Origin of the sequence: Mesorhizobium sp. LSHC420B00 (assembly GCF_000503055.1) — a bacterium.
Taxonomy (GTDB): Bacteria; Pseudomonadota; Alphaproteobacteria; order Rhizobiales; family Rhizobiaceae; genus Mesorhizobium.
Genome location: NZ_AYVY01000004.1, coordinates 40,418 through 62,564 on the forward strand (window position 1 = coordinate 40,418; position 22,147 = coordinate 62,564).

The following is a 22,147-nucleotide window of genomic DNA, read 5'->3' on the forward strand; positions in this document are numbered from 1 at the left end:
TCTAGGTCTTCTCCCAGGCGGCGGAATGAGAGATCATCGGAAAGCAGCGAAGAAATCCGATGGATTAAAGGTGATCATGCGGAACGGCGATTATCGGCCAAGGCTCGATCCCACCGATCTGGCGATCATCGAGATCATGCAGGAGGATGGCCGCATCGGCATCTCCGAGCTTGGCCGCCGCGTCGGCCTGTCCCAGCCCGCCGCTTCGGAACGGGTGAAGCGGCTGGAGGAGCGCGGCGTCATCACCGGTTACAAGGCGGTGATCAATTCGGCAGCGCTCGGGCTCGGCACCATGGCGGTCATCCGCTTGCGCACCACGCATGAGCATATCCAGGCCTGCCTGAAGAAGTTCGCCCAGTTGCCGGAGGTGATCGAGGTGCTGCGCGTGACCGGGGAGGACTGTTTTCTGGTCAAAGTCGTAGTCCCGTCACCGCCCGACCTTGAAAGCATCGTCGACAGCATCGGCCACTACGGCACGGTGACGACAAATGTGGTTCTGCGCGCCGAGCCACCGAAGCGGCTGGGGCGCGAATTGGTGACGAGAGCCTGACCGGGGCGCCGCCCCGCCGCCCGTCTATCGCTTTGTCTGCGTATGCCCGACGGCATTGGCGAACGAGATGCCGCCCTTGATCTCGCGCATCGCCATCGAGGTAATCGTGCGCCGCACGCCGGGTAACCGGCTGAGTTCCTCGCGCAGCATCCTGTCGAGCGCCATCATGTCGACGGTGACGATCTGCAGGAGATAGTCGGCCTCGCCTGTCGTGGCGTGGCAGCGGCGGATCAGCGGATGCTTCTGCACCGCCGCCTCGAAGGCGTCCGACAGCTCGAAATCGATCGACACCTGGATAAAGGCTTCGATGCCGAAGCCGAGCTTGGCCGGGTCGATGCGGGTCGAGTAGCCGCGGATGACGCCGGCGTCCTCCAGCGCCTTGACCCGCTTCCAGCACGGCGTCTTGCTCAGGCCAACCTCGTCGGCGAGCGCGGCAAAGGAGATGCGGGCATCGCGTTCGAGCGCCGCGACGATCTTCCGGTCGACCGCATCCAGCAGCATTCGTTCTTTCCTTCCGCTTCAGATGCAGTTTTTGTCCTTTGTTTCCCGCCAGCCGAATAACAGAAAGGGACAATGTTCGGCAAGAAAGCGATTAGACTCGGGGACCGGGACCCAACAAGCGCCTGCGGCCCGACGGCCGGGGCAAGGAGCATGGCCATGGACAAGCAGGACTATTATGCCCGCATCGAAACGCCTGAGATGCGCGACTATGGCGTCTACCTCAAATGCGACAGGCTGCTCGCCTGCCAGAAGCCGCTGGCCGAGATGGTCAATGCCGACGAGCTGCAGTTCCAGATCGTGCATCAGGTCGAGGAACTGTGGATGAAGCTCATCGCCTATACGCTGGTCGACGTCGTCGATTTCCTGGAAAAGCAGGACACGCATCGCATCGTCACGCTGATGGGGCGCGTGCACCGGCTGATGCGCATGATGACGGCGCAGCTCGACCTGCTCGAAACCATGTCGCCCAAGGAATACCAGCAGATCCGGTTGCAGCTCGGCAATGGCAGCGGCCAGGAATCGCCGGGCTTCAAGCAGCTGCTGCGGCTGCCGCCCGATCTGTGGCGGGCCTTCAAGGCGTCCTACCTCGATGGCCGCGGGCTCTCGGTCGAGGACGTCTACGATGCCGGCTACGATCACGGCGACAGCTATGTCGTTGCCGAAGCGCTGGTCGAGTTCGACGAGCTGTTCCAGAAATTCCGCGCCAACCACCTCTACCTCATCCACCGCACGATCGGCCTCGGCGCGAAATCGCTGAAGGGCCGGCCGGTCGAATTGCTGGAGGCCGGCGCCCGCCACCGCTTCTTCCCGGAGCTCTGGGACATACGCTGGGCGATGACCGACCGCTGGGGCAGCCAGCATGGAACGATACGGGAGCCGATCAGCAAGCCGGGGGCCAAGGTGGGGTAGTCCTGAACCTGGTTCCTCGCCCTAGTAAAGGCAGGCAATCGATAGGGAGTCCCCCTCATCCGGCCGCGGAGCCTGTCCTCGGGCTTGCCGGAGGCAAGACCCGTGGGCGGCCACCTTCTCCCCGCTGGGGAGAAGAGGCTGGCATCAACGCAGGCGACCTCCTCTCCCCTCGGGGAGAGGTCGGATTGCCCCGAATTGCCCTTCGCAATTCGGTTGGCAATCCGGGTGAGGGGGCACTTGCCCATAAGATCGGAAGAGCGTCGTGTAGNGGGTGAGGGGGCACTTGCCCATATGCGCCCTGCCTCCATTGGGCGAGGAACCAGGTTCTGCAATGTCTGGCCCGCTACGCGCTTGTATCCTGCAGGTTTTTCGGGGGATGATGTCGGGCTTGCGGCTGGTGGTGCGTCCTTGGGGCGAAACCGTCGCAACTCTTGGGAGGACATCATGACCTTGGAAACCACTCAATCATCCGTTCAGTCGCCGTGGCAGACCGCGGCAATCCTTGTCGCCCGCCTGATCTTTGCCGCCGTCTTCCTGTGGCCGTGACCTTCAAATTCATCGATATCGGCGCCACCGCCGGCTATATCGCGGCGGCCGGATTTCCGTTCCCGCTGTTCCTGGCCTGGTGCGCAGCCCTGCTCGAGGTCGTCCTCGTCCTATGCTTCCTGACCGGCGCCTTCTTCTCCTGGGCAGCACTCGTCGCCGGCGCCTATGTGCTGTTCCTGGGCTTCGCCTTCCACGGGCCATCGCACTGGGCCGGCAACCAGGCGGAGTTCGGCTTCTTCGTCAACCATTTCACCTTCCTGGCCGGGCTGCTGTTTGCCGCCGTGCACGGGCCAGGCCGCGTCCTGGCGCTGAAGCTTGGCAGGGGGTGATGCCGGAATTTCGGATCCGGCGTCTCGATCCGCACCAGCATCGTCGTGACATCGAGCACGGCCGGGTCCCGTCATTCAGGCCATCGCAGGTCGAGTGCAATAAAAGCGACAGCTAAAGTAACGGGCGTTCTAGGTTTATGCTTTTTGTAGAGGCGCCTGCATTCCCTCTGTACTTCCAACTTTCGACGGGCTAAGCAAGACACGGGTCTTGAGGGGGAATTCATGAACATCGCCACGCGTTTTGCTGCCGCCATGATCGGCGCGTCACTGCTTGCCGGCTGCACCACGTTGACCGAAGGCGAATTCAACACGATGCATGCCACGCTTGAAGGCAGCCCTGCCGTGAAGCGCCTGGTCATCAAGGACTGCATTGCAAGAGAGAAATCCACGTCGCTCGGCGAAAAGAAGACTTACGCTGCGTTCATGAACGTGAGCGTGGCGAAGTACGAGACGGCCCTGTGCAGCCGTATCAGCAATGCCATTGCCAGTGGCAGACTGACCTACGCCGACTATGTGAAGCTGCATTCGCCAACCGCCGACAACAGCAAGGTCATCAGGATCATGCAGGGCCGCTAGCAGTCGCCGCCAGCCCGGCACGGCAGCCGTTATCGCTGTGTCAACTCCGATCGCGGCGCCAGTTATGATCGCCGCGTCACATCTGGTCGTTGTAAGGTTCCTTGATCTGACCGACCATGCGCGCCAGTTTCGAGAAGGACGGCATGTCCGTCTCCGGCTGACACTGATTGGCCAACTCCAGCAGTCGGATCGGGAAGTTGACGGCGTCGCGGCTCGACGCCGACATGCCTTCGGACCTTTCCTCGTTGGTCTCGCTGGCTTCGGCCTTGCGCAAGGCGATGTCTATCTCCTCGACAGAGAGCACGCCCTTGCGGACCAGCATCTGATTGATCGATGCGATGGCCATAAGCAGGCCTTCGAGTTGCAGATTGGCGACATTCATGGCTTTTGCTCCCATTGGCTAAGCTTCAAACGCGCGAATGCCTGTTCTGATCCGGACGGTGGCGTCTCGCCGGCCGGTGTGCCTCGCCCACCACCTCGCATTTTTTGCTGCCGCCACATTTTGTTCTTGCTTTGTGCCGGCAGCTATGCTACTAATCTGGGTATGGTGCTGATTCACACCGACGACCCGCCTCCCGAGGCGGGTTTTTTGTTTCAGGCCGGTTTGGAGACTATCACGGCGAGCGAGGCGAGCTTTCCGTCACTCAGGCTTCGGATGTAGTTGCGGCGGCGCTGCAGGAATTCCGCGCCCATGACGATTTCATTTGCCTGCTGCTGCGCCGGCGAGGGCACGATGCCGGAATTGGCTCTCTTCAGCGCCAGCTCAACATGTTCGCCGGTTTCGTCGACGATCTCGTCGATGCGAAACCCGGCATCGCCAAACAGGGCTTTCAATTTTTCCCGATCGGCGAGGTGACTGGTCGCCGGCGAAACCGCCCATGGCATGGGGTAGTATGGCGCGCCGCCGGCGAGCACGGCCTCGGTCCAGATCAGCCTGCCCCGCGGTTTCAGCACGCGCCAGGCCTCGTCGATGACCGCGGCCTTATTCTCGATGTTCATGCCGACATAGAAGCAGATCGCCGCATCGAAGGTGCTGTCGCCAAAAGGCAATTTCGTCGCGTCGGCCTGATGGAAGCGAACCTTGTCGGACAATCCGCTGAGGGCGGTCAGTCGGCTCGACGCGGCGACAAAGGCCGGCGTCAGGTCGATGCCGTCGACCTGGCAGCCATAGGTCGAGGCCAGAAACCTTGCCGGCCCGCCAATGCCGCTGCCGATATCCAGGATCCGATCTGTCGGCGAAGGCGCAAGACGGGCCGCATGCTCCCGCGTGGCGATCAGTTCGCGGCCATGGAGCTGATCGAATGGATAGAGTTGCGCGGCGGCGAGTTTGCCGGCCGGGTCGGCGTCCGGGATCGCGGCCAAGATGCGATCGATGATGCCGTCGCTGCCGTAGTGACTGGTGACATTGTCCATGACGCGTTCCCCTCAAGCGCAAACACCATCCCATCAACGCAAGTCTCACGCAATGCCCCGCCTTTCTCGCCAAAGAACCCCTCTTTCCAGCCGTCCACCGATGAAGGGTGCGAGGTCGTCAGTGCATTTTTTTCCGCTGATGCCACATTTTGTTCTTGCTTTGTGCCGGCAGCTATGCTACTAATTTGGGTATGGTGCCAATTGGCTCCAACGACCCGCCCGCCGAGGCGGGTTTTTTGTTTCAGGCTTCCTTTTCGACCAAACGTTACGTGAGCTGCCAGCTGTGGGGCCGGCAGGACAGGGGCGCGAAGGAACGCGACCTGACGATCGTCGGAACCGCGAAATCACCAACCATGAATCCCGCAACGCGCTCGTGCGCCCACCCCAGAGAACATCCCCATGTCCAACCGTTACGCCACCATCATCACCGACGATGACGGCCACGAGGTCGTCAGCGCCATTGGCGAGTTCGCCGGCGCCGCACCCTATGCACGCATCGGCCGCTTCGAACTGGTCGCCGCCGGCGTGCGGATCGGTATGCTGCGTGGCGGTATCGTCGATGCGGTCGGCGGCTTCGGCTTCCCGTCGGAAGCACTCGACGGCAAGGCGGTGGCAATTCTCAGGGCACGGCTGAATGCCTTGCTTGACGCCGGTGCGATGAAGCCCGGCACGCTGACTGATGCGAAGCCGGCGAGCCAGCCGCACAAGCCGAAGTCGGCACGCGCCGGCAAGAAGGCCAAGCCGCGCAAGCGCATTGTGCGGCCAGCCAACAAGAAGCCGGCGATCTCCGCCGGGACGGCAGAGTAGGGCATGGCCAAGGCTCCTTCCACCGGCGATCCCCAGCCGCACGATCAAGCACCCGGCAAGCGAACCAAGCGGGCGAAGAAGACGCTGGCCGACGGCTTCCTCGAAGCGATCCGCGCCGATTTCCGCGCCCATGGCGCCGGCGTCATCGCCGAGGTGCGCGCCGAAAAGCCCGATCAGTATCTGAAGCTCGTGCTCTCGGTGCTGCCCAAGGATCTTAGTGTCAACATCAACAATCTGGATGCATTGAGCGATGACGAAATCAGGCAGCGCATCCGCGGCCTCGAAGCCGTCCTTAGGCCGTTCCTCGAGAAGCCGGACTTCGCAAAAGGCTTCGCCCAGCCGGGCGGCAAGGAAGGAATATCTCAGCCTGCTGGCGGAGCTGGACCGGAGGCGCCGCACTAACCAGCTTGCCGCCTATCGGCCTTATCCCCGACAGGCCGAATTTCACGCAGCCGGCGCGACCAATCGCGAGCGCCTGTTCATGGCCGGCAACCAGCTCGGCAAGACCAGGGCGGGCGGCGCCGAGTGGGCGATGCACCTCACCGGCCGCTATCCCGATTGGTGGCAAGGCAAGGTTTTCGATTGTGCGGTACGGATGTGGGCGGCCGGCGTCACCGGTGAAAGCACGCGCGACAACCCGCAGCGCATCCTGATCGGCCCGCCACAGCAGCAGGCGGCCTGGGGCACCGGGATGATCCCGGCCGACGCCCTCGTCAGCACGATGGCGGGACGGGCGCCGGGCGCGCTCGACAGCATCGTGGTGCGCTGGGGCGGCGGCGGCGATGTCCAGGCCGACGAATCGGTGCTGTCGTTCAAGAGCTACGAGAAAGGCCGCGAGAAATGGCAGGGCGAAACGCTGCACGGCGTCTGGTTCGACGAGGAGCCGCCGCTCGACATCTATTCCGAAGGGCTGACCCGCACCAACGCCACCGGCGGCATCACCATCGTCACCTTCACGCCGCTGCTCGGCATGTCGGACGTGGTGCTGCTGTTTTTGTCCGCGGAGCAGGTGGGAGGGATGGGGAGGGGATGACAGCGCTGCGAAATCGCGCAACTCGCGTTCCTTCGCGCCCCCCTCTGTCCTGCCGGACATCTCCCCCTCTAGTGGGGAGATTGGATGTCGCATTGGCTTTCGCCAATCTCCAATGCTTGCGGATAAGCGAGACGCTGAAGCTGCCATCTCCCCCCTTGGGGGAGATGGCCGGCAGGACAGAGGGGGCGCTGTCCCGCCATCATGAAAACATCTTACCGAACAGCAGCATACGTCCAACACCTGCCACCATGATTCAATGCCGCGAGGGTGAAAACAATGACCCGTCACGTCACCTTCATGACCATCGACGATGCCGAGCATTATACGCCGCAGCAGCGCGCCGAGATCATTGCCGCCTATCCGGCGCATGAGCGTGAGGCGCGGGCCAAAGGCATTCCGGTGCTCGGCTCCGGCCGCATATTTCCGGTGGCCGAGGAGCTGATCGCCTGTGAGCCGTTCCCGCTGCCGCGCTATTGGCCGCGGCTCGGCGCACTCGATTTCGGCTGGGACCATCCCTCGGCGGCGGTCGAGCTCGCCTGGGATACGGAGGCCGACGTCGTCTATGTCACAAAGGCCTGCCGCGCTTCGCAGCAGACTCCCGCCATGCAGGCGCTGACTCTGAAACCGTGGGGCGAATGGCTGCCATGGGCATGGCCGCGCGACGGCCGCCGCGAGACACTGGAGGGTGCCGGCACCGCGCTTGCCAAGCAATATTCGGCACATGGGCTGAACATGCTCGCCAGCCATGCGCAGTTCGCCGACGGTTCGGTATCGGTCGAGGCCGGGCTGATGGACATGCTCGATCGCATGCAATCAGGCCGCTTCAAGGTGTTTTCGACGCTTTTGCCGTGGTTCGAGGAGTTCCGGCTCTATCACCGCCGGGATGGCCAGGTGGTGAAGTTGCGCGACGATTTGATGGCGGCGACCCGCTATGGCGTGATGATGCTGAGGGAAGCGGTGGTCGACCCGGCGGTGTTCAAAGCCGCGCGGCGGAAGGCGGGGCAGGCCGATCCGCTGGGGGCGTTTCGGTGACCATCCGCATCATCCCCGCCACACTGCGCGATCTCTCCTATATTGCCGCCAACCTGCGGCCGGAGGATCGAGCCGAGATCGACTGCCAGTTCGACGAGTGGTCGCCGGCTTTGCTGGCGCTGACGGCGCTGCAGGGGTTTGCCTATGTTGCCGAGCTCGACGGCAATCCGGAGGCCGGCTTCGGCGCCGCCGAACAGCGCAGCGGGCTGTGGATCGCCTGGAACTGGGGCACGCGCCGCATGAGGCGCTGCGTGCCTGGGATTACGGAATTCTTTCACGCCGTGCTCGGGCCGCAGGTTGCGGCGCACGGCGCCTGGCGGGTCGAGGCGCGAGCGCTGGCCGCCAATGAATTGGCGCTGCGCTGGCTGGCCCGGCTTGGTGCCACGCAACGCTGCCGCCTGCCGGGCTACGGCCGGAACGGCGAGGATTTTCTGCTCTACGACTGGACGAGAATCTCTCACTTTGGAGAAAACCATGTGCCTTTTTCAAAAGCCGCCGGCGCTGAAGCCGTTGCCGCCGACACCGACCATTGCCGACAAGGACGTGCAGGCGCGCGAGGCCGCGTTGCGGGCCCAGCTGGCGGCCAATGATGGGACCGCGGGAACGGTGAAGACCGATTTGTCGCCCAGTGAGCTCACCGGCCAGCGCCGCGTGCTGCTGGGGGTTTGACATGGGCGCGATGAGAAGAGTGTTCCGCAACCGCGTGCTGGCGTGGTGGTACTGGCGCCGGCACGCAAGGTTGGTGAAGAAGAGAGGCGGGTGATGCTGCCGATCTCCCCCCTCGTGGGGGAGATGCCCGGCAGGGCAGAGGGGGGCACTGTCCCGCCGGCCTTGGTGATCAATTTGTAAGTTGCCGCCATCGGCTCATTCCGGCGGGAAACGAAAACAGAGGCTGGCGTTCCTTCGCGCCCCCCTCTGGCCTGCCGGCCATCTCCCCCCTCGAGGGGCCTCGAGGGGGGAGATCGCAGCTTCCGCGTTTTCCGTAACAACCGAGCGCAAATCGTGTTCCTTCCGCACGGTTGACATTCTTCCCTCAGCCGCCATGCTGCATTGCAACATGGCTATCGAGAAGTTCGGCATGACGGAAACATCGCGCATCGAGTGCCTGGACGGGCTTCGGGCGCTCGCCGCGATCTGGGTGCTTATCGGGCACTGCCTGCTGTTGACCGGCTGGCAGGTTCCTATCCTCGGCGAACCGGACCTCGGCGTCGATCTGTTCATCATGCTGTCCGGCTTCCTGATGGTGTTCCATTACCAGCTGCGCCAGGACAAGGAGCCCTGGCAAAGGCCGGAAACCTGGCTGAAATTCTGGACCCGCCGCTACTTCAGGATAGCGCCGCTGTTCTACATCATGCTGTTCGCTGCCCTGGCTCTTGGCCCCTATCTCTACCAGTCGAGGATGGTCATCGACGAGTTCCTGCTGAGGTCGCCGCAGGCGCCCGAGCGTTATCTCGACAGCGGCCTGAAGAATATTGGCGCCCATCTGCTGTTCCTGTTCGGCCTGGTGCCGAATTTCGCCTATCGCACGCCGCTGCCGGACTGGAGCCTCGGGCTGGAGATGCAGTTCTATGCGGTGTTTCCGGCGATCATGCTGCTGGTGCGCAGGCTTGACTGGGTATGGAGCGCCATTCTGGTCGCGGCCACCGGCAGCGCGATCGTGTTGTTGATGGGGCAATTGTCGGTGCATTTTCCGATGCCGTCGTTCCTGCCGCTGAAGATGCAGATTTTCCTGTGCGGGATGCTGCTGGCGGGCATCGTCCATCAAAGGCAAAAGCGGCCCTTCGCATATCTGGCGTTGGCCATGGCTCTGGCCGCGCTGCCCTTCGGCGGCGGCTATGGGCTTGGCAAGCTTTTGATGCGGGAAGCGCTCGTATTGGGTTTCTTTGCCCTGGTTCTCTACCGGATGCTGCCGGGAATGATGGGCATCGTGGCCAGAAAGATCGCCATGACGCTCGCCAACAGGTTCTTTCATCTGATGGGTGAGCTTTCCTTCAGCATCTATTTGATCCATCTGCTGGTTCTCCAGCCGGTCGCGGCCCTGGTCATCACCCAGTTCGGCCACGAATTGTCGGCGCCGCTGCGCTTTGCGGTCGTCACTGTCGTCGTTCTGCCGGTGGTGTGCCTGCTGTCCTGGATCACCTACACGCTGATCGAAGTGCCCGGCCAGAAGATGGGACGTTTCGTGGTGCAGCGTTTTGGGCGGAGCCCGGCGCTCGAGGGCAGCGCATGATCAGCTGAAACTGCCGATCTCCCCCCTCGTGGGGGAGATGCCCGGCAGGGCAGAGGGGGGCGCTGTCCCGCCGGCTTGTGGATCATTTGTAACGCGACGTTAGGCGAATTCCGGTTGGGCGAATCCGGTCGGAAAAACATAAAAAACGCAGGCTTGCGATCCTTCGCGCCCCCCTCTGTCCTGCCGGACATCTCCCCCACAAGGGCCCCACAAGGGGGAGGTCGGCAGCTTCGGCGTCCCGCCGCTTCTTTTCAATCAAATCCATCAAGCGAGGCTGACCATGAGCGATTCCCGTGCTCGCGATATTCTGTCGCGACAGGCAGAACTGGAGAGCGAACGCAGCCAGTACGAGCATGTCTGGGAGGCGGTGTCCGAATTCTGCGACCCCGATGCGCCCGATATGTGGAGCGGCCGCCGCCAGGCCGGCACGGATTCGCAGGCCGAACGGCAGGAGCGGCGCGGTGCGCGCGTCTACGCCAACACCATCAACTCGGCCGCCAACCGGCTGGCCGCCGGGCTGGAAAGCCTGATCATCCCGCAGTCAGAGAAATGGCATGGGCTGTCGACCGCGGCAATCAACGACGAGGAAACCGACGAGGAAAAGGAATGGGCGGAAGCGCTGCGCGATTTCCTGTTTTCGCTGCGCTACTCCGCCAATTCGAACTTCGTGCCGGCAACACAGGCATGCCTGCGCAATGTCGTGCGCTACGGCCCAGCCTATCTCTACGCCGAGGAGGGTTTTGGCGGCACGCTGATCCGCTATGCCTCGATCCCCGTGGTCGAGGGCTATCTCTCGCGCAACCGCTGGGGCCAGGTCGATATTTTCCACCGCCGCTACGAGCGCACGGCGCGGCAGGCGGCGCAACTGCTCGGCTATGAAAAGCTGCCGGTGCGGATCAAGGTTCTGGTCGACGACCCCTCGAAATGCGAGACGAAGATCTCGCTGATCCAGTGCATCCAGCCGCGCGACGAGCGCAAGATGTACAGTCTGAGCGGCACCTATCAGTATCTCGATACGGCGTTCGCTTCCTATCACGTCATCGAGGACGAGGAGGTGATCGTCAGGGAAAGCGGTTTTCGCTCGTTCCCGGTATCGTGCTTCAACTGGCGCCGCTACGAGGGCGATCCCTACGGCATCTCGCCGACCATCGAGGCGCTGACGACGGTGCGCGAGGAGAACGCCGTGCGGCGCTCCGGCCTGCGCGCCCTGCAGCAGATCACCGATCCGGCGACCGCGTCCAAGGCGCGGCTCGACTATGTGCCGGTGCTCAATCCCGGCGAGAACTATCCCGGCCTCATCGACGACGCCGGCCGGCCGCTGATCGCGCCGATCGCCACCGGCCAGAACCCGACCTATGCCTTCAACTATGCCGACAGCCGGGCCGAGGAGATCCGGGACATGATGTTCGTCAACCTGTTCCAGACGCTGGTGCAGAACCCGCAGATGACGGCGACCGAGGCCTTGATCCGGCAGGAGGAGAAGGGCGCGCTGCTCGGGCCGTCCGGCTCGATCATCCAGGCCGGCTTTGCCAGCAATCTCGACCGCGAGCTGGGTATTCTGGAAGACAAAGGACTTTACGAGGAAGACAGCCGCTTCCTGCCGCCGGCGAGCCTCGCCGGCAAGGCGCTGCGGCCGACCTTCACCGGCCCGCTCGACGTGCTGCGCCGCTCGGCCGAAGCCCGCGACACCATCCAGGTGGTGACGACGGCCATGCAGATGGCGCAATTCGATCCCGGCATCATGGACAATATCGACGGCGATGAAGCACTGAAGATCGTGCAGGGCGCGGGCCGCAGCCCGCAGCGCATCTTTCGCCGCCAGGACGAGGTGGCCGGTATTCGCGATGCTCGTGCCAAGGCCCAGCAGGATCAGGCCGGCATGGCGGCGGTCGCCACCGCCGGCAAGGTCGCCAGGGATGCCGTGCCCGCCGCAGTGCAGGCGCGCGACAGCGGCCTGCTCGATGGGCTCGGCGGGCTGATGCCGCAGGGTGTGCAAGATGCTTCGGGCGGGCAGCGCGCATGAGCGGCAAACGCTTCGCCCATTCCAGCCAGGCCGGCGGCCCGGCCAAGGCGCGGGATGCGCTGGCCAAGGCCTATCTCAGGGTGTTCTCAGGCCAGGACGGCGAAATGGTGCTGGCCGACCTGACGGCCGCGACCGGCTATTATCGCCGGCCATCCTATGGCGAGTGGCTGGCCAAGACGAAAACTCCGAACGGCTTCGAGCTGCACAGCGCGCTGAGCAACGCCCGCGCCGAGGTGGTGCAGCACATCATGGGGTTCCTGACGCTGGACGAAGCGCAACTGGCGGCACTGGAGAAGGCGGCGAGGGCGGAGGGGAGGTAGGGTTTGGGGCTACAGGATATCTGAACGCGAATAGCCATCGGTTCTGCGGTGCATCAATTCTGCAAGGCGCAGTCCAAATACCACGTGTTCAGATATGTTGGAGTTTGCAGCGTGACCCGCGCCTTGGTCGGAGGACCTTCAACATCTGCTGTCCTCATAACGAACGTGTCGAGCATGAATGTCGTGCTATCAAATGCAGCGACCTGATACACGCTGCGTTGGAAGATATCGTATTTCGTTGAGGATGGTTTGAACGTGCTCGATTTGCTGGTTACAATGAAGTGATCGGCAAATTCTTGGATATCGAATTTCCTGGCCTTGTTATTTGCGACGAATTCCGGGCTACCAGATGACGGTATGTCGGACCACGTGCGGAAGTCGCTCACCGTACATAAGAAGACGTCGCCGTCTTTCGAGTTTGCCGGCTCCATCGCAAACAAGCAAGCCAGCAAAAGGATTACGAGGCGGAGGATCACCGGCCTCGAAGTTGCAATAGCCCGCATCGCTCGTCCCCCTTGGTAGGGAAGATAGCGCTGACCTCTAATCAGCGGAAGGACCAAATCAGGGAAAAGGATGCGCCGAGGCTGAAGCTGCTTCCCTCTCCCCGTTTTACGGGGAGAGGATGCCGGCAGGCAGGTGAGGGGCGGTGCCGGCATTTCAGAAGTTTGCGCTGCCCCTCATCCCCCTGCCGGGACCTTCTCCCCGCAGAACGGGGAGAAGGGGGCACGCTCAATAATCGCCGTTATAATAGCGGTCGTCACAGGGGGCGGTGTAGATGCGGCCGCTGTTGCGATCCTGATAACGGCAAAGCTGTTCGCCGCGCGGCTGCGGCGTGGTGGCGTTGCCAACCACGGCACCCAGAAGGGCGCCGGCGCCCGCGCCGATGACCGTGCTCTTGGTGTTGCCGCCGATCGCCTGGCCGGCGAGAGCGCCGGCGCCGGCACCGAGCAGCGCACCGGTGCTGGTTCTCTGCTGTGCTTCGGTCTGCGCGCAGCCTGCCAATGCGGCGGTTACGAGCATGGCGGCAATGGCTCTGGAAATGGTCATCGTCTGGTACTCCCTTGAAGTCTATGAACTAATACACGGGCCGATTTTGCCAAGTGCGGTGGCATTTGCGGCGGAACATAGGCACTGAGCCTCACGAAATAAGACATGGTTGTTTTAGTCTGACAGCTCGGTTTCGGAAAGAAATGTAACCGAACAAGACGACGGAGCTTCATCTCAAATCGACCTTCGAGGGGCTACGCTGCCTCGATCTGCATCACCTTTTTTGCCGCAGCGGTCAGAAATCCGGATCGGCTGTAGCCGTGGCGCTCTGCATATCGATCGATCTGATCGAGGATATCTTCCGGAATGGTGACATTGACGCGCACGACTTTCGCCGCTTCGGCTTTCAAGGGAACCAGGATGGCGACACCGCTCAGATTGTCCTTGTCCGACATCACTTCCTCCAGGGACGACGGCTCGGGAATTGCTTCGCCATCCTCGACCAGCCCCTCGACATGAAAGGCCAGTGCTTCCTCGGCCATGGCGCGGGCATCATCCAGATTGACGCCTGCTGTCACCAGGCCCGGAAAATCGGGGAAGGAGACGCCGAAGTCGCTGTCCGCTTGCTTGTGGATCAGTCCGATGTAGTTCCGCATTTCTCTACCTCAGCTCAAGCCGGATTGTTTTTCGATACTCTTGAGAGTGCCGATCGGGATGTCGCGCTTGGGATGCGGAACTGTCACGCGGCCCGGCTTGGCTTTGTGCTTGAACTGGGCGTGACTTCCTTTTCGAGCCACTTCGCACCAGCCATCCGCCTATGAATGACATCGGCGCTCTTTATGTTGTGTATACATACACACAGAAGGCCTAAATGTCCATGAGATTTGCGGCAGATTACGTGCCGCGGTCCAGTTGAACCTTCCTCAAATCCCCAAAAATGGAGATACCAGATGACCCGAGGTCTTCCCCGGACGCTTTCGCGTGCCGCCGCCAGAGAAGCCGGCCTTGCCCCGCCCAAGGCGGGACTTACCGCCAGGACGATCGGGCAGGGCGGCGCCTACCGCACCGTCTTCTCCTTCAATGCCATGCCGGTGCCGGTCACCGATGCACTGGCCTATGCCAGTCAGAAGCTGTTCGATTTCATCGATGGCAAGATCCGTATCAAGGGCGGCACGGCAAGATTGCAGTTCGCGGTGCTGACTACCCGCGCGTCGACCATCAACGACAATGCCGCGCTGACCTGGTCGCTCGGCTCGACGGCAGCATCGAGCGCTGTGCTTGCCGGCACCATGGTCAATGTGCTGGGCGCGACCGGCCGCACGCTGGATGGCGCGGGTGCCGCGCTGTCGAGCGCATCGATTGCCGATGTTGCCGCAGCCGCTACGCTCGACGGCACCGTGACGCCGGTCGACCTCTATCTCAACCTGGCGTTTGCCACCGGCACGGATATCGACGCTGACGGCACGGTTGCCGTCACCGGCACTATCACGCTGCTCTGGGAGAACTGGGGCGACAATATCTAGGTTCCCTCCAGATATGGGTGATTGGCGAAAGCGGAAGTGACGGCCAATCTCCCCCCGCGTGGGGGAGATGCCCGGCAGGGCAGAGGGGGGCGCTGTCCCGCCGGCTTATCCAGCTGATTCGTGCTTGCAATCTTTCCCGGGGCGTTGGTGACGAAGTGCACCGGATCCTCGCGTTCCTTCGCGCCCCCCTCTGTCCTGCCGGACATCTCCCCCACGAGGGGGGAGATTGGCAGCTTCGCCGCTGGCTCTCTCTAAACCTCAACATAAGGAATCTTTTCATGACAGATCTGGCAGACGCCGGGTCCGCGGTGGCGGCGCCACCGGCGGGCAACCTTGCACGGCCACCGGCCAACGGGGACAACGGGTCCGCCCCGCCTGCGGCCAAAAGCTGGTTTGACGGTCTTTCCGAAGGCAACCGCAAGCTTGCTGAAACCAAGGGCTGGACCAAGCCTGAAAGCCTCGATCGGGTTTTCACCTCTTATGCGGAGCTGGAGCGGCAGCAGGGTGAGAGCCTGCGCGTTCCGGCAGCCGATGCAGCCGCGGAAGACTGGGACAGGTTCCATGCCCGACTGCCCGAGGCGATGCGTCCGCTGACCTCGCCCGACAAGGTCGAGTACAGGCGCCCCGACGGGCTCCCCGAAAACTTCGCCTATTCGGACGAGCTCGCCAATGCGTCCAAGGCCTGGGCAGTCGAGGCAGGTGCTACCCCGAAGGTCGCGCAGGCCTATCACGACCGCTTCGTCGGCTACATGGCCGAGCAGGCCAAGGCACAGCAAATCGCCGTTGCCCGCTCGGTCGAGACGACCCACGACGACCTTGTGCGGGATTGGGGACCGACCGGCAGCGATGGCTTTCGCCAGAAGCTCGAGGTCGCCAACAGGGCGATGAAGAAGCTCGGCCTGGTCAATGCCTATAAGGCGAAGGGCATCCTTCTGCCGGATGGCGCCTTGACCGACCCGCAGATCGCCAAGGCGTTCCACGCCATCGGCGAGGCGATGTTCCGCGAAGACACGATCGACGGCGGCGCGGCCTTGAGTGGAGGCAATCCCTTCAAGCGCAATGCCGCCGGCGAGCGCAACCTGACTGGCATCTCAGCGCTGGTCAAAAGCGACCCCGCCCGCGCCCGGCGGCTGGCACGCGAGGCCGGCGAAAACCCCGATCTGTGGATGCCCAATAATCCTCTCTGAAATTGGACCATGATCTTTTCCGAAACCGGTTTCCACTTTTCTGGATCATGGTCCGCCAATCCCCACAAACCTGAAGGAAGACAAAAATGGCAGACGCCTATACCCGCATCGCGGACGCGATCGTTCCGTCCGTCTATGCGCAATACTCGTTCGAAGAGCATGTCCAGTCGCTCGACATCTACCAGGCCGGGATCCTGTTTTCCGACCCGGCCATCGCCTCGAAGCTCTCCATGGGCGGGCGTTCCGTCGACATGCCCGGCTGGAAGGATCTCGGCAACGATCCCTCGGAGCCGGTCAATGACGACCCGGCCGACTCGATCGAGATGAAGAAGATCGGTGCGCGCCGCGAAGTCGCGGCCCGCAATGTGCGTGCGCAGGCCTGGGGCATCCCGGACCTGACTTCGATCCTTGCCGGCGATGATCCGCAGAAGCTCATCGTGCGTCGCCAGACCGACTACTGGCAGCGCGCCAACAAGCTGACGCTGCTCGGCATCCTGAAAGGCGTGCTGGCCGACAACATCGCCAATGACGGCAGCGATCTGGTGCGCGTTACCGGTGCTTCCATCGTCGACACCGACATCATCGAGGCCGCCTATCTGATGGGCGACCGCGCCGACAAGTTCAAGACGATCTGGATGCATTCGAAACAGATGAAGGCGCTGAAGCTCGCCGACCTCATCGACTATGTGCCGTCGTCCGAGCAGGGCGGGCCGCTGATCCCCTACTACATGGGGCTCAGGGCCGTCGTCGATGACGATATTCCGGTCGCCGGCGGCGTCTACACCGCCTTCATGTTCAAGGACAAGGCGATCCTGTGGAACGAGCTGCCGGTCAACACCGAAGGCGGCCCGCTCGAGTTCGACCGCAAGCCGCGGCAGGGCCATGGCGGCGGCGTCACCGAAATGGTCGGCCGCCGGCATTTCGTGCCGCATGTGCCGGGCACCCGCTTCCTCGACGCGTCCTCGGCCGGCGAATTCGCCACCGATGCCGAGCTGGCACTGGCGGCAAACTGGGACCGCACGGCGTCGAGCGTCAAGCACATGACGTTCATCGCGCTGAAAACGATGGAGGCCTGATCCGGCCGGAAGGGGCGGGCATCAGACGTCCCGCCCCTTCTGGACACCAGGTCGGCCGGTGTGGCGAATCCCAAGTTCACCCGCTGCGCCGCGCCGGAGTGATGCGAATTTTGCGGTTCGCCACAACGTTCATGTTGCTCGTTTGGCCAATCGACGGCACCAAACAGTTACAAGAAAGGGCGATGCTGCCTTGTCTGAGCAAGGGAGGTAACTATGAACGTGAAGTACAAAACAGTTCAGGAAGTGCTCCGAAAAGCGGGCATTGTCATGAGCAAGAAGGGGGAAGTTCATCGCATAAACTTCTTCAGCGGTCTGGAGGACACCGCCTACTACACACCAAGTCTTCAAGATGCCCTGGACAAGGGCTTGGCTATGGCGGGAGGTATCGGAAGGGTGAAAGCAAGCGTCTTTGCCAAGTCAGCCGAAACAGGGATCTCGACCAGCGCACGCATCGGCTGACTCAATCCAGGCAAGACATCGCCGCATTGTGCGGCGGTGTCGTGAAACCGCAATAACCGAAGCATTGCCGTCTTCCTTGCTCGAATGGAAAAAAGACGGATCACGCAGCACGTGCCACCCATTCCCTGACGGGCGGCTGGCATCGTGACGGCTCCCTGCACGAGACGTGCAACGTTCTGCCCAAGCCACAATCACAAGAAATCCCCAGCCGCCTTGAAGCGGCTTTTTGCCGTGGAGGCACCATGCCCCGTTTTCCCCGACCAACCACACAGACAGAGGCCTGAGCCATGGCCATCACCCCGCTCGACATCGCCAACATGGCGCTCGCCGTGCTCGACGAGGCGCGGATCGACAGCCTCGACCAGGACGCCAAGGCGGCGCGTCTGCTCAATCTGCACTTCGACCTGACCCGCGAGGCCGAATTGACCAAGCACGCCTATGTCTTCGCTATCCTGGCGGCCTCGGTCGCCGGCTTCGACACCGGCAGCGGCGCTGGCACGCTGAACTTTGCCTATGAACTTCCCGCCGACTGCCTGCGGCCCTTGCCGCTGACCCATAATGGCGAGCCGGACGGCGTGCCGCTCTCATGGCGGCAGGAGGCCGGGTTGGTCTATTCCGATCAGGCCGGGCCGCGCATCATCCGCTATATCGCCAACCTGACCGACCCCAACGACTGGGACGCGCTGTTCACCGAGGTGCTGATTGCGGCGCTCGCCATCAAGATCGCGCATCCCTTGACCCACAAGTCCGGCATGATCGACGTCGCCCGCAGCGCCTATGACAGGGCGCTGGATGCCGCCTACTCGGCCAATGCCATCCAGCGCGGCGGCAGATTTTCCAATATGTCCTGGGCTTTCCAACGCGGCGACAACAGGTTCGCCGGCCGATGACCACGCTCTATCCGGTCCAGGACGCATTCATCCGCGGCGAGATTTCTCCCCGCTTGCACGCTCGCGCCTCGCTCGAGCTCTACCGGGCGGCGCTGTCCAAATGCACGAACTTCGTCACGCTGCCGCATGGCGGCATCAGAAAGCGTGGCGGCACGTATTTTTGCGCGGAGGTGAACAACTCGTCGAAGGCGACACGGCTGATCCCGTTCATCTTCTCGGCCGATCAGGCCTATGCGCTCGAATTCGGCGATCTTTACATCCGCGTCTACGCCTATGGCGCCCGCGTCGGTACGGTCGAGGTGGCGGCCCCTTATCTCGAGGCCGATCTCTTCGACCTGCAGTTCGTCCAGTCGGCAGACCAGATGTGGATCACCCACAAGGATTATCCGGTCAAGGTGCTGACGCGCACCGCGCACACGACTTGGACGCTCGCCGATTTCGTCTTTCTCGACGGCCCATACGACAAGATCAACACCACCGCCACGACGTTGACGCCGGCCGCAACCGGCAACGCCATGCCGGTCATGACCTCGAATACGCTGCCAAGCGGCACGGTCAGCAACAGCAACGGCTCATCCGACGTGTGGCAGGTGTTCGACGGCGACAAGCAGGAGGGGGTGGACATAGCGGGATTTCCGAGCGGGTATCTGCGCTACCAGTTCGGCGGCGGCGAGGCCAAGACAGTCGACGCCTACTGGATTACCGCGACGAATGATCACTCAGACACTGTCTCGCCGACCCAGTGGCAATTCCAGGCCTCGCACAACGGCACCGACTGGACGACGCTCGACAGCCGGGACGGAGAGACCGGCTGGTCCAAATCGGAAACCCGCTTCTTCGACGGCTTCAACAACACGGTTGCCTACGAATTTTATCAGCTGCTGTTTTCGGGCGGCGACAGCGACGGAACCGCTATCGCCGAACTGGCCCTGCACGAATACGCGCCGTCGCAAACGCCGTTTGATCTCTCGGCCTCCTCGGCCGTCGGTATCAATGACGGCACTGGTTTCCAGACGAGCGATGTCGGCCGCGCCATTCGTCTGCTTGGCGCGGATGGCTTCTGGCGCTGGGCCAAGGTCACTGCCCGCACCAGCATGACGGTGGTCACGGTCCAGTTGTATGGACATGCTCTGCCCGATCTCAGCCCGATCATCCGCTGGCGTCTCGGCACGTTCGTGCCCGGCAAGTACGTGCAGAGCGGTTCGCTTTACGAGGAGCGCCTGGCGTTCAGCCGAAAATTCTCGGTCTATGCCTCGCAAACCGGCGATTTCGACAACTTCGCCACCGGCGAGAAAGACACCGACGCGCTGGAATTCGTGCAGGCCGGCGGCGGTCAGGCCAATGACATCACGTGGGTGGCGGAATCGGACGGTGCGCTGATCATCGGAACGCTTGGCGGGGTGAGGGCGCTGTCCGGCTCTGGCATCGACGAGGCGCTGACACCGTCCTCGTTCAAGAACCGCCGGTCGCGGACCTTCGGCTGTGCCCCGATGCGTCCTGTCGATGCGGGGCAGTCGTTCCTCTATGTCACCCGCTCCCGCAAATCGATCGCCGAGCTGACACAAAACGCCACCGGCCGCTTCACCTCCGACGACGTCGGTCAAATATCGGAGCACATTCCGAAGAAAGGCGTCGTCGAACTCGCCTTTCAGACCGACCCCGACCCGCTGCTCTGGTTCCCGCTCGGGAATGGCGAACTCGGCGGCTACACGCACCAGCCGTCGCAAGACGTGCGCGGCATGCATATCCACCAGATCGCCGGAAGCTTCGCAGGATCCAACTGGGCCGTTGTCGAAAGCGCCGTGGTGACGCCCGGCCAGGACGGCAATGACGACCTGTGGCTGATCGTCAAGCGCACGATCGGCGGCGTGACCAGGCGCTATATCGAAATAAAGACCGTGCCGTTCGAATATGCGGCAATCGAGGACGCTTTCGAGGTCGACTGCGGGCTGACCTATTCGGGTGCTGCCGTCAATGTCGTCTCCGGCCTCGATCATCTCGAAGGCCAGGCGGTCGACGTGCTGGCCGGCGGCAAGGTCTACAAAGGGCTCACGGTCGCTTCCGGCCAGGTGATGCTGCCCGGCGGCGCCACCGCCGCCAAATGGCAGGTCGGGCTCGGCTACCAGTCCGAGGCCAACACGCTGGAGCTGGACGTCGGCGGCCGCGACGGCTCGATCGTCGGCCGGCGCAAGAAGGTCGCCAAGCTCATTCTTTCGCTGCTGGAAACCGACATCGCCGGGCTTCAGGTCCAGTCGTTTATCCGCGGCCGATGGGAGCAGGTTCGCATCCCGTCCGTGGTTGCTCCGGGTGCCATGGCGAAATTGTTCACCGGCAATGTCGAGGTGCCGATCGACGACAGCTGGGAAGGGCAGGGGCGGGTGAAGATCCGCCACGTCAATCCGACGCCCTGCACGATCAGGGCGATGACACCGGTGTTCGACGCCGAGCCTTAGACGCATTGCAGATTGGCGAAACTCTTGACGACGGCCGATCTCCCCCCTCGTGGGCAGGGGAATCGCATATGGCGATTTTGGGGTTGAGTTTAGGCTGAGAAAGGATTCTTTGGAGAGGCAGTTGANGGGCAGGGGAATCGCATATGGCGATTTTGGGGTTGAGTTTAGGCTGAGAAAGGATTCTTTGGAGAGGCAGTTGAGCGAAGGAGCGACTGCCATTTCCTGCCTTGAGAGCTACTTTGGCGCGGTGCCTGATCCACGCGCGCCCAACGCCACGCACCGGCTTGGCGACTTGATCGTGATGATGATCGCAGCAAGCCTGTGCGGCGCCAGCAATGCGACGGAATTTGCCCTGTTCGCGCAGGAGCGCAAGCAGGCGCTGTCGCGGCTGATCGACTATGACGCAGCCCCCAGCCACGACACCTTCTCGCGGCTGCTGCGCCTGCTCGACCCGGAGGCCTTCGGTCGCGCCTTTGCTGCCTTTGCCGCAGCTTTCGCCCGAGCCAGCCGAGAGACGCCCGAGGTGGTGTCGCTTGACGGCAAGGCTTTGCGGCGGGCCTATGAGAAGGGCTTGGCAGCCAGTCCGCCGTTGACGGTGTCGGCCTTCGCCGCCGAGACCCGGCTGTGCCTGGCGGCAGTCTCGCCAAGCGATGGTGAGAACGAAGTCGAGGCCGCGCTCAAGGTCGTCGAACTCATTGATCTTACGGGCCGATTGGTCACCGCCGATGCGCTCCACTGCCACACCCGCATGGCTGCGGCCATTACCCAAAGAGGTGGCGATTACCTGCTTGCGCTGAAGGGCAACCGTCGTCATTGGCTGCGCCGTGCCAACCTGCAACTGGCCGACGCCACCCCTTCCATTGCCGAGCGCACCGAGACCAGCCACGGCCGCAACGAGTGGCGGCAGGCCGAGATCGTGGCGGCGGCCGAGCCGCTGATGCCTGGCCACCAGGCCTTCATCCGCATCACCAGCCGGCGCGATCAGGCCAGACCTTTGATGCGCCTGTTCATGGCCTCCACGCTCATGTCGCCGCAGCGGGCGCTCGACCTCACCAGAGCTCATTGGCAGATCGAGAACGGCCTGCATTGGATGCTCGATGTCCATCTCGATGAGGATCTCAGCCGTGCCCGCAAGGACAATGCTCCCGCCAACACAGCCCTTCTCAATCGCCTCGCCAGAAACATCCTTCAGGCCGCCGATGCTGCCAAAGTTCCCATCAGCCATCGCATCAAGAAATGCGCCTGGAACGACGACTATCTCATCAATGCCATCACTCATATGCGATAGCCCTGCCCTCGCGGG

Annotated in this window: 24 protein-coding genes and 2 pseudogenes; 19 read left to right on the forward strand and 7 right to left on the reverse strand. The window is 62.8% G+C overall.

The window, feature by feature from the left end; translation table 11 throughout:
- Positions 1 to 76 precede the first annotated feature (76 nt).
- Positions 77 to 550 carry an Lrp/AsnC family transcriptional regulator gene (locus X760_RS49340; protein ID WP_023718137.1) on the forward strand — a complete coding sequence of 158 codons (474 nt, stop codon included), beginning with the start codon at positions 77 to 79 and terminating at the stop codon, positions 548 to 550.
- A 24-nt stretch (positions 551 to 574) separates the two neighbouring features.
- On the opposite strand, the gene X760_RS49345 is transcribed toward X760_RS49340, so the two are convergent.
- Entirely contained in the window at positions 575 to 1,051 is a 477-nt protein-coding gene (locus tag X760_RS49345) for an Lrp/AsnC family transcriptional regulator (RefSeq protein WP_031193729.1), read from the reverse strand.
- Between the two features lie 156 nt (positions 1,052 to 1,207).
- On the opposite strand from X760_RS49345, the gene X760_RS49350 reads away from it, so the two are divergent.
- The 3 genes and pseudogenes from X760_RS49350 (at position 1,208) to X760_RS49360 (ending at position 3,411) form a co-directional block, all read left to right on the forward strand.
- The gene (locus tag X760_RS49350) at positions 1,208 to 1,960 is read left to right on the forward strand and encodes a tryptophan 2,3-dioxygenase family protein (RefSeq protein WP_023718139.1); all 753 of its coding nucleotides are present in this window, start codon (positions 1,208 to 1,210) and stop codon (positions 1,958 to 1,960) included.
- 444 nt (positions 1,961 to 2,404) lie between these two features.
- Positions 2,405 to 2,835 (forward strand): annotated as a pseudogene (locus tag X760_RS49355) (DoxX family protein).
- A gap of 222 nt (positions 2,836 to 3,057) precedes the next feature.
- Positions 3,058 to 3,411, forward strand: coding sequence for a hypothetical protein (locus tag X760_RS49360; protein WP_023718140.1), 354 nt, complete (start codon positions 3,058 to 3,060; stop codon positions 3,409 to 3,411).
- A gap of 76 nt (positions 3,412 to 3,487) precedes the next feature.
- Here the strand turns inward: X760_RS49360 and X760_RS49365 are convergent, their stop codons facing one another.
- On the reverse strand, positions 3,488 to 3,793 hold the full coding sequence (locus X760_RS49365) for a hypothetical protein (protein WP_023718141.1): 306 nt from the start codon (positions 3,791 to 3,793) through the stop codon (positions 3,488 to 3,490).
- Between the two features lie 212 nt (positions 3,794 to 4,005).
- The gene (locus tag X760_RS49370) at positions 4,006 to 4,824 is read right to left on the reverse strand and encodes a class I SAM-dependent methyltransferase (RefSeq protein ID WP_023718142.1); all 819 of its coding nucleotides are present in this window, start codon (positions 4,822 to 4,824) and stop codon (positions 4,006 to 4,008) included.
- A 399-nt stretch (positions 4,825 to 5,223) separates the two neighbouring features.
- Between X760_RS49370 and X760_RS77150 the strand changes: the two genes are divergently transcribed.
- The 8 genes from X760_RS77150 to X760_RS49395 all read left to right on the forward strand — a co-directional run bounded on the left by X760_RS77150 (position 5,224) and on the right by X760_RS49395 (position 12,269).
- A complete protein-coding gene (locus X760_RS77150) occupies positions 5,224 to 5,631 on the forward strand; it encodes a hypothetical protein (protein ID WP_023718143.1) in 408 nt (135 codons plus the stop codon).
- A gap of 3 nt (positions 5,632 to 5,634) precedes the next feature.
- Positions 5,635 to 6,033 carry a hypothetical protein gene (locus tag X760_RS0137445; RefSeq protein ID WP_023718144.1) on the forward strand — a complete coding sequence of 133 codons (399 nt, stop codon included), beginning with the start codon at positions 5,635 to 5,637 and terminating at the stop codon, positions 6,031 to 6,033.
- Between the two features lie 79 nt (positions 6,034 to 6,112).
- Entirely contained in the window at positions 6,113 to 6,664 is a 552-nt protein-coding gene (locus X760_RS0137450; protein ID WP_245278545.1) for a terminase family protein, read from the forward strand.
- A gap of 276 nt (positions 6,665 to 6,940) precedes the next feature.
- Positions 6,941 to 7,696, forward strand: coding sequence for a terminase family protein (locus X760_RS0137455; protein WP_051409635.1), 756 nt, complete (start codon positions 6,941 to 6,943; stop codon positions 7,694 to 7,696).
- Positions 7,693 to 8,286 (forward strand): hypothetical protein, encoded by a 594-nt coding sequence (locus X760_RS49380; protein ID WP_023718145.1) that lies wholly within the window; start codon positions 7,693 to 7,695, stop codon positions 8,284 to 8,286. The genes X760_RS0137455 and X760_RS49380 overlap by 4 nt, the downstream gene beginning before the upstream one ends.
- A gap of 467 nt (positions 8,287 to 8,753) precedes the next feature.
- Positions 8,754 to 9,926 (forward strand): acyltransferase, encoded by a 1,173-nt coding sequence (locus tag X760_RS49385; RefSeq protein ID WP_245278546.1) that lies wholly within the window; start codon positions 8,754 to 8,756, stop codon positions 9,924 to 9,926.
- 280 nt (positions 9,927 to 10,206) lie between these two features.
- Positions 10,207 to 11,949: a portal protein gene (locus X760_RS49390; RefSeq protein WP_023718148.1), complete on the forward strand. Its 1,743-nt coding sequence runs from the start codon at positions 10,207 to 10,209 to the stop codon at positions 11,947 to 11,949.
- Positions 11,946 to 12,269 carry a hypothetical protein gene (locus X760_RS49395; RefSeq protein ID WP_023718149.1) on the forward strand — a complete coding sequence of 108 codons (324 nt, stop codon included), beginning with the start codon at positions 11,946 to 11,948 and terminating at the stop codon, positions 12,267 to 12,269. The genes X760_RS49390 and X760_RS49395 overlap by 4 nt, the downstream gene beginning before the upstream one ends.
- A gap of 53 nt (positions 12,270 to 12,322) precedes the next feature.
- Here the strand turns inward: X760_RS49395 and X760_RS49400 are convergent, their stop codons facing one another.
- The 4 genes and pseudogenes from X760_RS49400 to X760_RS74495 all read right to left on the reverse strand — a co-directional run bounded on the left by X760_RS49400 (position 12,323) and on the right by X760_RS74495 (position 14,097).
- Positions 12,323 to 12,925 (reverse strand): hypothetical protein, encoded by a 603-nt coding sequence (locus X760_RS49400; RefSeq protein WP_156948043.1) that lies wholly within the window; start codon positions 12,923 to 12,925, stop codon positions 12,323 to 12,325.
- 73 nt (positions 12,926 to 12,998) lie between these two features.
- Positions 12,999 to 13,316 carry a YMGG-like glycine zipper-containing protein gene (locus X760_RS49405; RefSeq protein ID WP_023718151.1) on the reverse strand — a complete coding sequence of 106 codons (318 nt, stop codon included), beginning with the start codon at positions 13,314 to 13,316 and terminating at the stop codon, positions 12,999 to 13,001.
- 194 nt (positions 13,317 to 13,510) lie between these two features.
- Positions 13,511 to 13,912 (reverse strand): type II toxin-antitoxin system HicB family antitoxin, encoded by a 402-nt coding sequence (locus tag X760_RS49410; RefSeq protein ID WP_023718152.1) that lies wholly within the window; start codon positions 13,910 to 13,912, stop codon positions 13,511 to 13,513.
- Positions 13,913 to 13,921: 9 nt separating this feature from the next.
- Positions 13,922 to 14,097, reverse strand: a pseudogene (locus X760_RS74495) (type II toxin-antitoxin system HicA family toxin).
- A 109-nt stretch (positions 14,098 to 14,206) separates the two neighbouring features.
- Between X760_RS74495 and X760_RS49415 the strand changes: the two are divergent.
- From X760_RS49415 to X760_RS49445, 7 genes are all read left to right on the forward strand, one after another.
- On the forward strand, positions 14,207 to 14,779 hold the full coding sequence (locus tag X760_RS49415; RefSeq protein ID WP_023718154.1) for a hypothetical protein: 573 nt from the start codon (positions 14,207 to 14,209) through the stop codon (positions 14,777 to 14,779).
- A gap of 278 nt (positions 14,780 to 15,057) precedes the next feature.
- The gene (locus X760_RS49420; RefSeq protein ID WP_023718155.1) at positions 15,058 to 15,966 is read left to right on the forward strand and encodes a hypothetical protein; all 909 of its coding nucleotides are present in this window, start codon (positions 15,058 to 15,060) and stop codon (positions 15,964 to 15,966) included.
- A gap of 86 nt (positions 15,967 to 16,052) precedes the next feature.
- On the forward strand, positions 16,053 to 17,042 hold the full coding sequence (locus X760_RS49425; protein ID WP_023718156.1) for a hypothetical protein: 990 nt from the start codon (positions 16,053 to 16,055) through the stop codon (positions 17,040 to 17,042).
- Positions 17,043 to 17,255: 213 nt separating this feature from the next.
- Positions 17,256 to 17,501, forward strand: a complete 246-nt coding sequence (locus tag X760_RS49430; RefSeq protein WP_023718157.1) for a hypothetical protein — start codon at positions 17,256 to 17,258, stop codon at positions 17,499 to 17,501.
- 287 nt (positions 17,502 to 17,788) lie between these two features.
- Positions 17,789 to 18,391 (forward strand): hypothetical protein, encoded by a 603-nt coding sequence (locus X760_RS49435; protein WP_023718158.1) that lies wholly within the window; start codon positions 17,789 to 17,791, stop codon positions 18,389 to 18,391.
- Positions 18,388 to 20,844 (forward strand): hypothetical protein, encoded by a 2,457-nt coding sequence (locus tag X760_RS49440; RefSeq protein ID WP_023718159.1) that lies wholly within the window; start codon positions 18,388 to 18,390, stop codon positions 20,842 to 20,844. The genes X760_RS49435 and X760_RS49440 overlap by 4 nt, the downstream gene beginning before the upstream one ends.
- A gap of 196 nt (positions 20,845 to 21,040) precedes the next feature.
- Complete coding sequence (locus X760_RS49445; RefSeq protein ID WP_245278547.1) at positions 21,041 to 22,132, forward strand: ISAs1 family transposase; 1,092 nt, start codon at positions 21,041 to 21,043, stop codon at positions 22,130 to 22,132.
- Positions 22,133 to 22,147: the final 15 nt, after the last annotated feature.

Coding starts and splice junctions, on each gene's coding strand:
- X760_RS49365 (WP_023718141.1), bottom strand. CDS start 3,793: ATGAATGTCGCCAATCTGCAACTCGAAGGCCTGCTTATGGCCATCGCA.
- X760_RS49420 (WP_023718155.1), top strand. CDS start 15,058: ATGACAGATCTGGCAGACGCCGGGTCCGCGGTGGCGGCGCCACCGGCG.
- X760_RS49435 (WP_023718158.1), top strand. CDS start 17,789: ATGGCCATCACCCCGCTCGACATCGCCAACATGGCGCTCGCCGTGCTC.
- X760_RS49430 (WP_023718157.1), top strand. CDS start 17,256: ATGAACGTGAAGTACAAAACAGTTCAGGAAGTGCTCCGAAAAGCGGGC.
- X760_RS49440 (WP_023718159.1), top strand. CDS start 18,388: ATGACCACGCTCTATCCGGTCCAGGACGCATTCATCCGCGGCGAGATT.
- X760_RS0137445 (WP_023718144.1), top strand. CDS start 5,635: ATGGCCAAGGCTCCTTCCACCGGCGATCCCCAGCCGCACGATCAAGCA.
- X760_RS49425 (WP_023718156.1), top strand. CDS start 16,053: ATGGCAGACGCCTATACCCGCATCGCGGACGCGATCGTTCCGTCCGTC.
- X760_RS49390 (WP_023718148.1), top strand. CDS start 10,207: ATGAGCGATTCCCGTGCTCGCGATATTCTGTCGCGACAGGCAGAACTG.
- X760_RS49410 (WP_023718152.1), bottom strand. CDS start 13,912: ATGCGGAACTACATCGGACTGATCCACAAGCAAGCGGACAGCGACTTC.
- X760_RS77150 (WP_023718143.1), top strand. CDS start 5,224: ATGTCCAACCGTTACGCCACCATCATCACCGACGATGACGGCCACGAG.
- X760_RS49405 (WP_023718151.1), bottom strand. CDS start 13,316: ATGACCATTTCCAGAGCCATTGCCGCCATGCTCGTAACCGCCGCATTG.
- X760_RS49370 (WP_023718142.1), bottom strand. CDS start 4,824: ATGGACAATGTCACCAGTCACTACGGCAGCGACGGCATCATCGATCGC.
- X760_RS49400 (WP_156948043.1), bottom strand. CDS start 12,925: ATGCCGGCACCGCCCCTCACCTGCCTGCCGGCATCCTCTCCCCGTAAA.
- X760_RS49415 (WP_023718154.1), top strand. CDS start 14,207: ATGACCCGAGGTCTTCCCCGGACGCTTTCGCGTGCCGCCGCCAGAGAA.
- X760_RS49360 (WP_023718140.1), top strand. CDS start 3,058: ATGAACATCGCCACGCGTTTTGCTGCCGCCATGATCGGCGCGTCACTG.
- X760_RS49340 (WP_023718137.1), top strand. CDS start 77: ATGCGGAACGGCGATTATCGGCCAAGGCTCGATCCCACCGATCTGGCG.
- X760_RS49395 (WP_023718149.1), top strand. CDS start 11,946: ATGAGCGGCAAACGCTTCGCCCATTCCAGCCAGGCCGGCGGCCCGGCC.
- X760_RS49345 (WP_031193729.1), bottom strand. CDS start 1,051: ATGCTGCTGGATGCGGTCGACCGGAAGATCGTCGCGGCGCTCGAACGC.
- X760_RS0137455 (WP_051409635.1), top strand. CDS start 6,941: ATGACCCGTCACGTCACCTTCATGACCATCGACGATGCCGAGCATTAT.
- X760_RS49350 (WP_023718139.1), top strand. CDS start 1,208: ATGGACAAGCAGGACTATTATGCCCGCATCGAAACGCCTGAGATGCGC.
- X760_RS0137450 (WP_245278545.1), top strand. CDS start 6,113: ATGGCCGGCAACCAGCTCGGCAAGACCAGGGCGGGCGGCGCCGAGTGG.
- X760_RS49385 (WP_245278546.1), top strand. CDS start 8,754: ATGGCTATCGAGAAGTTCGGCATGACGGAAACATCGCGCATCGAGTGC.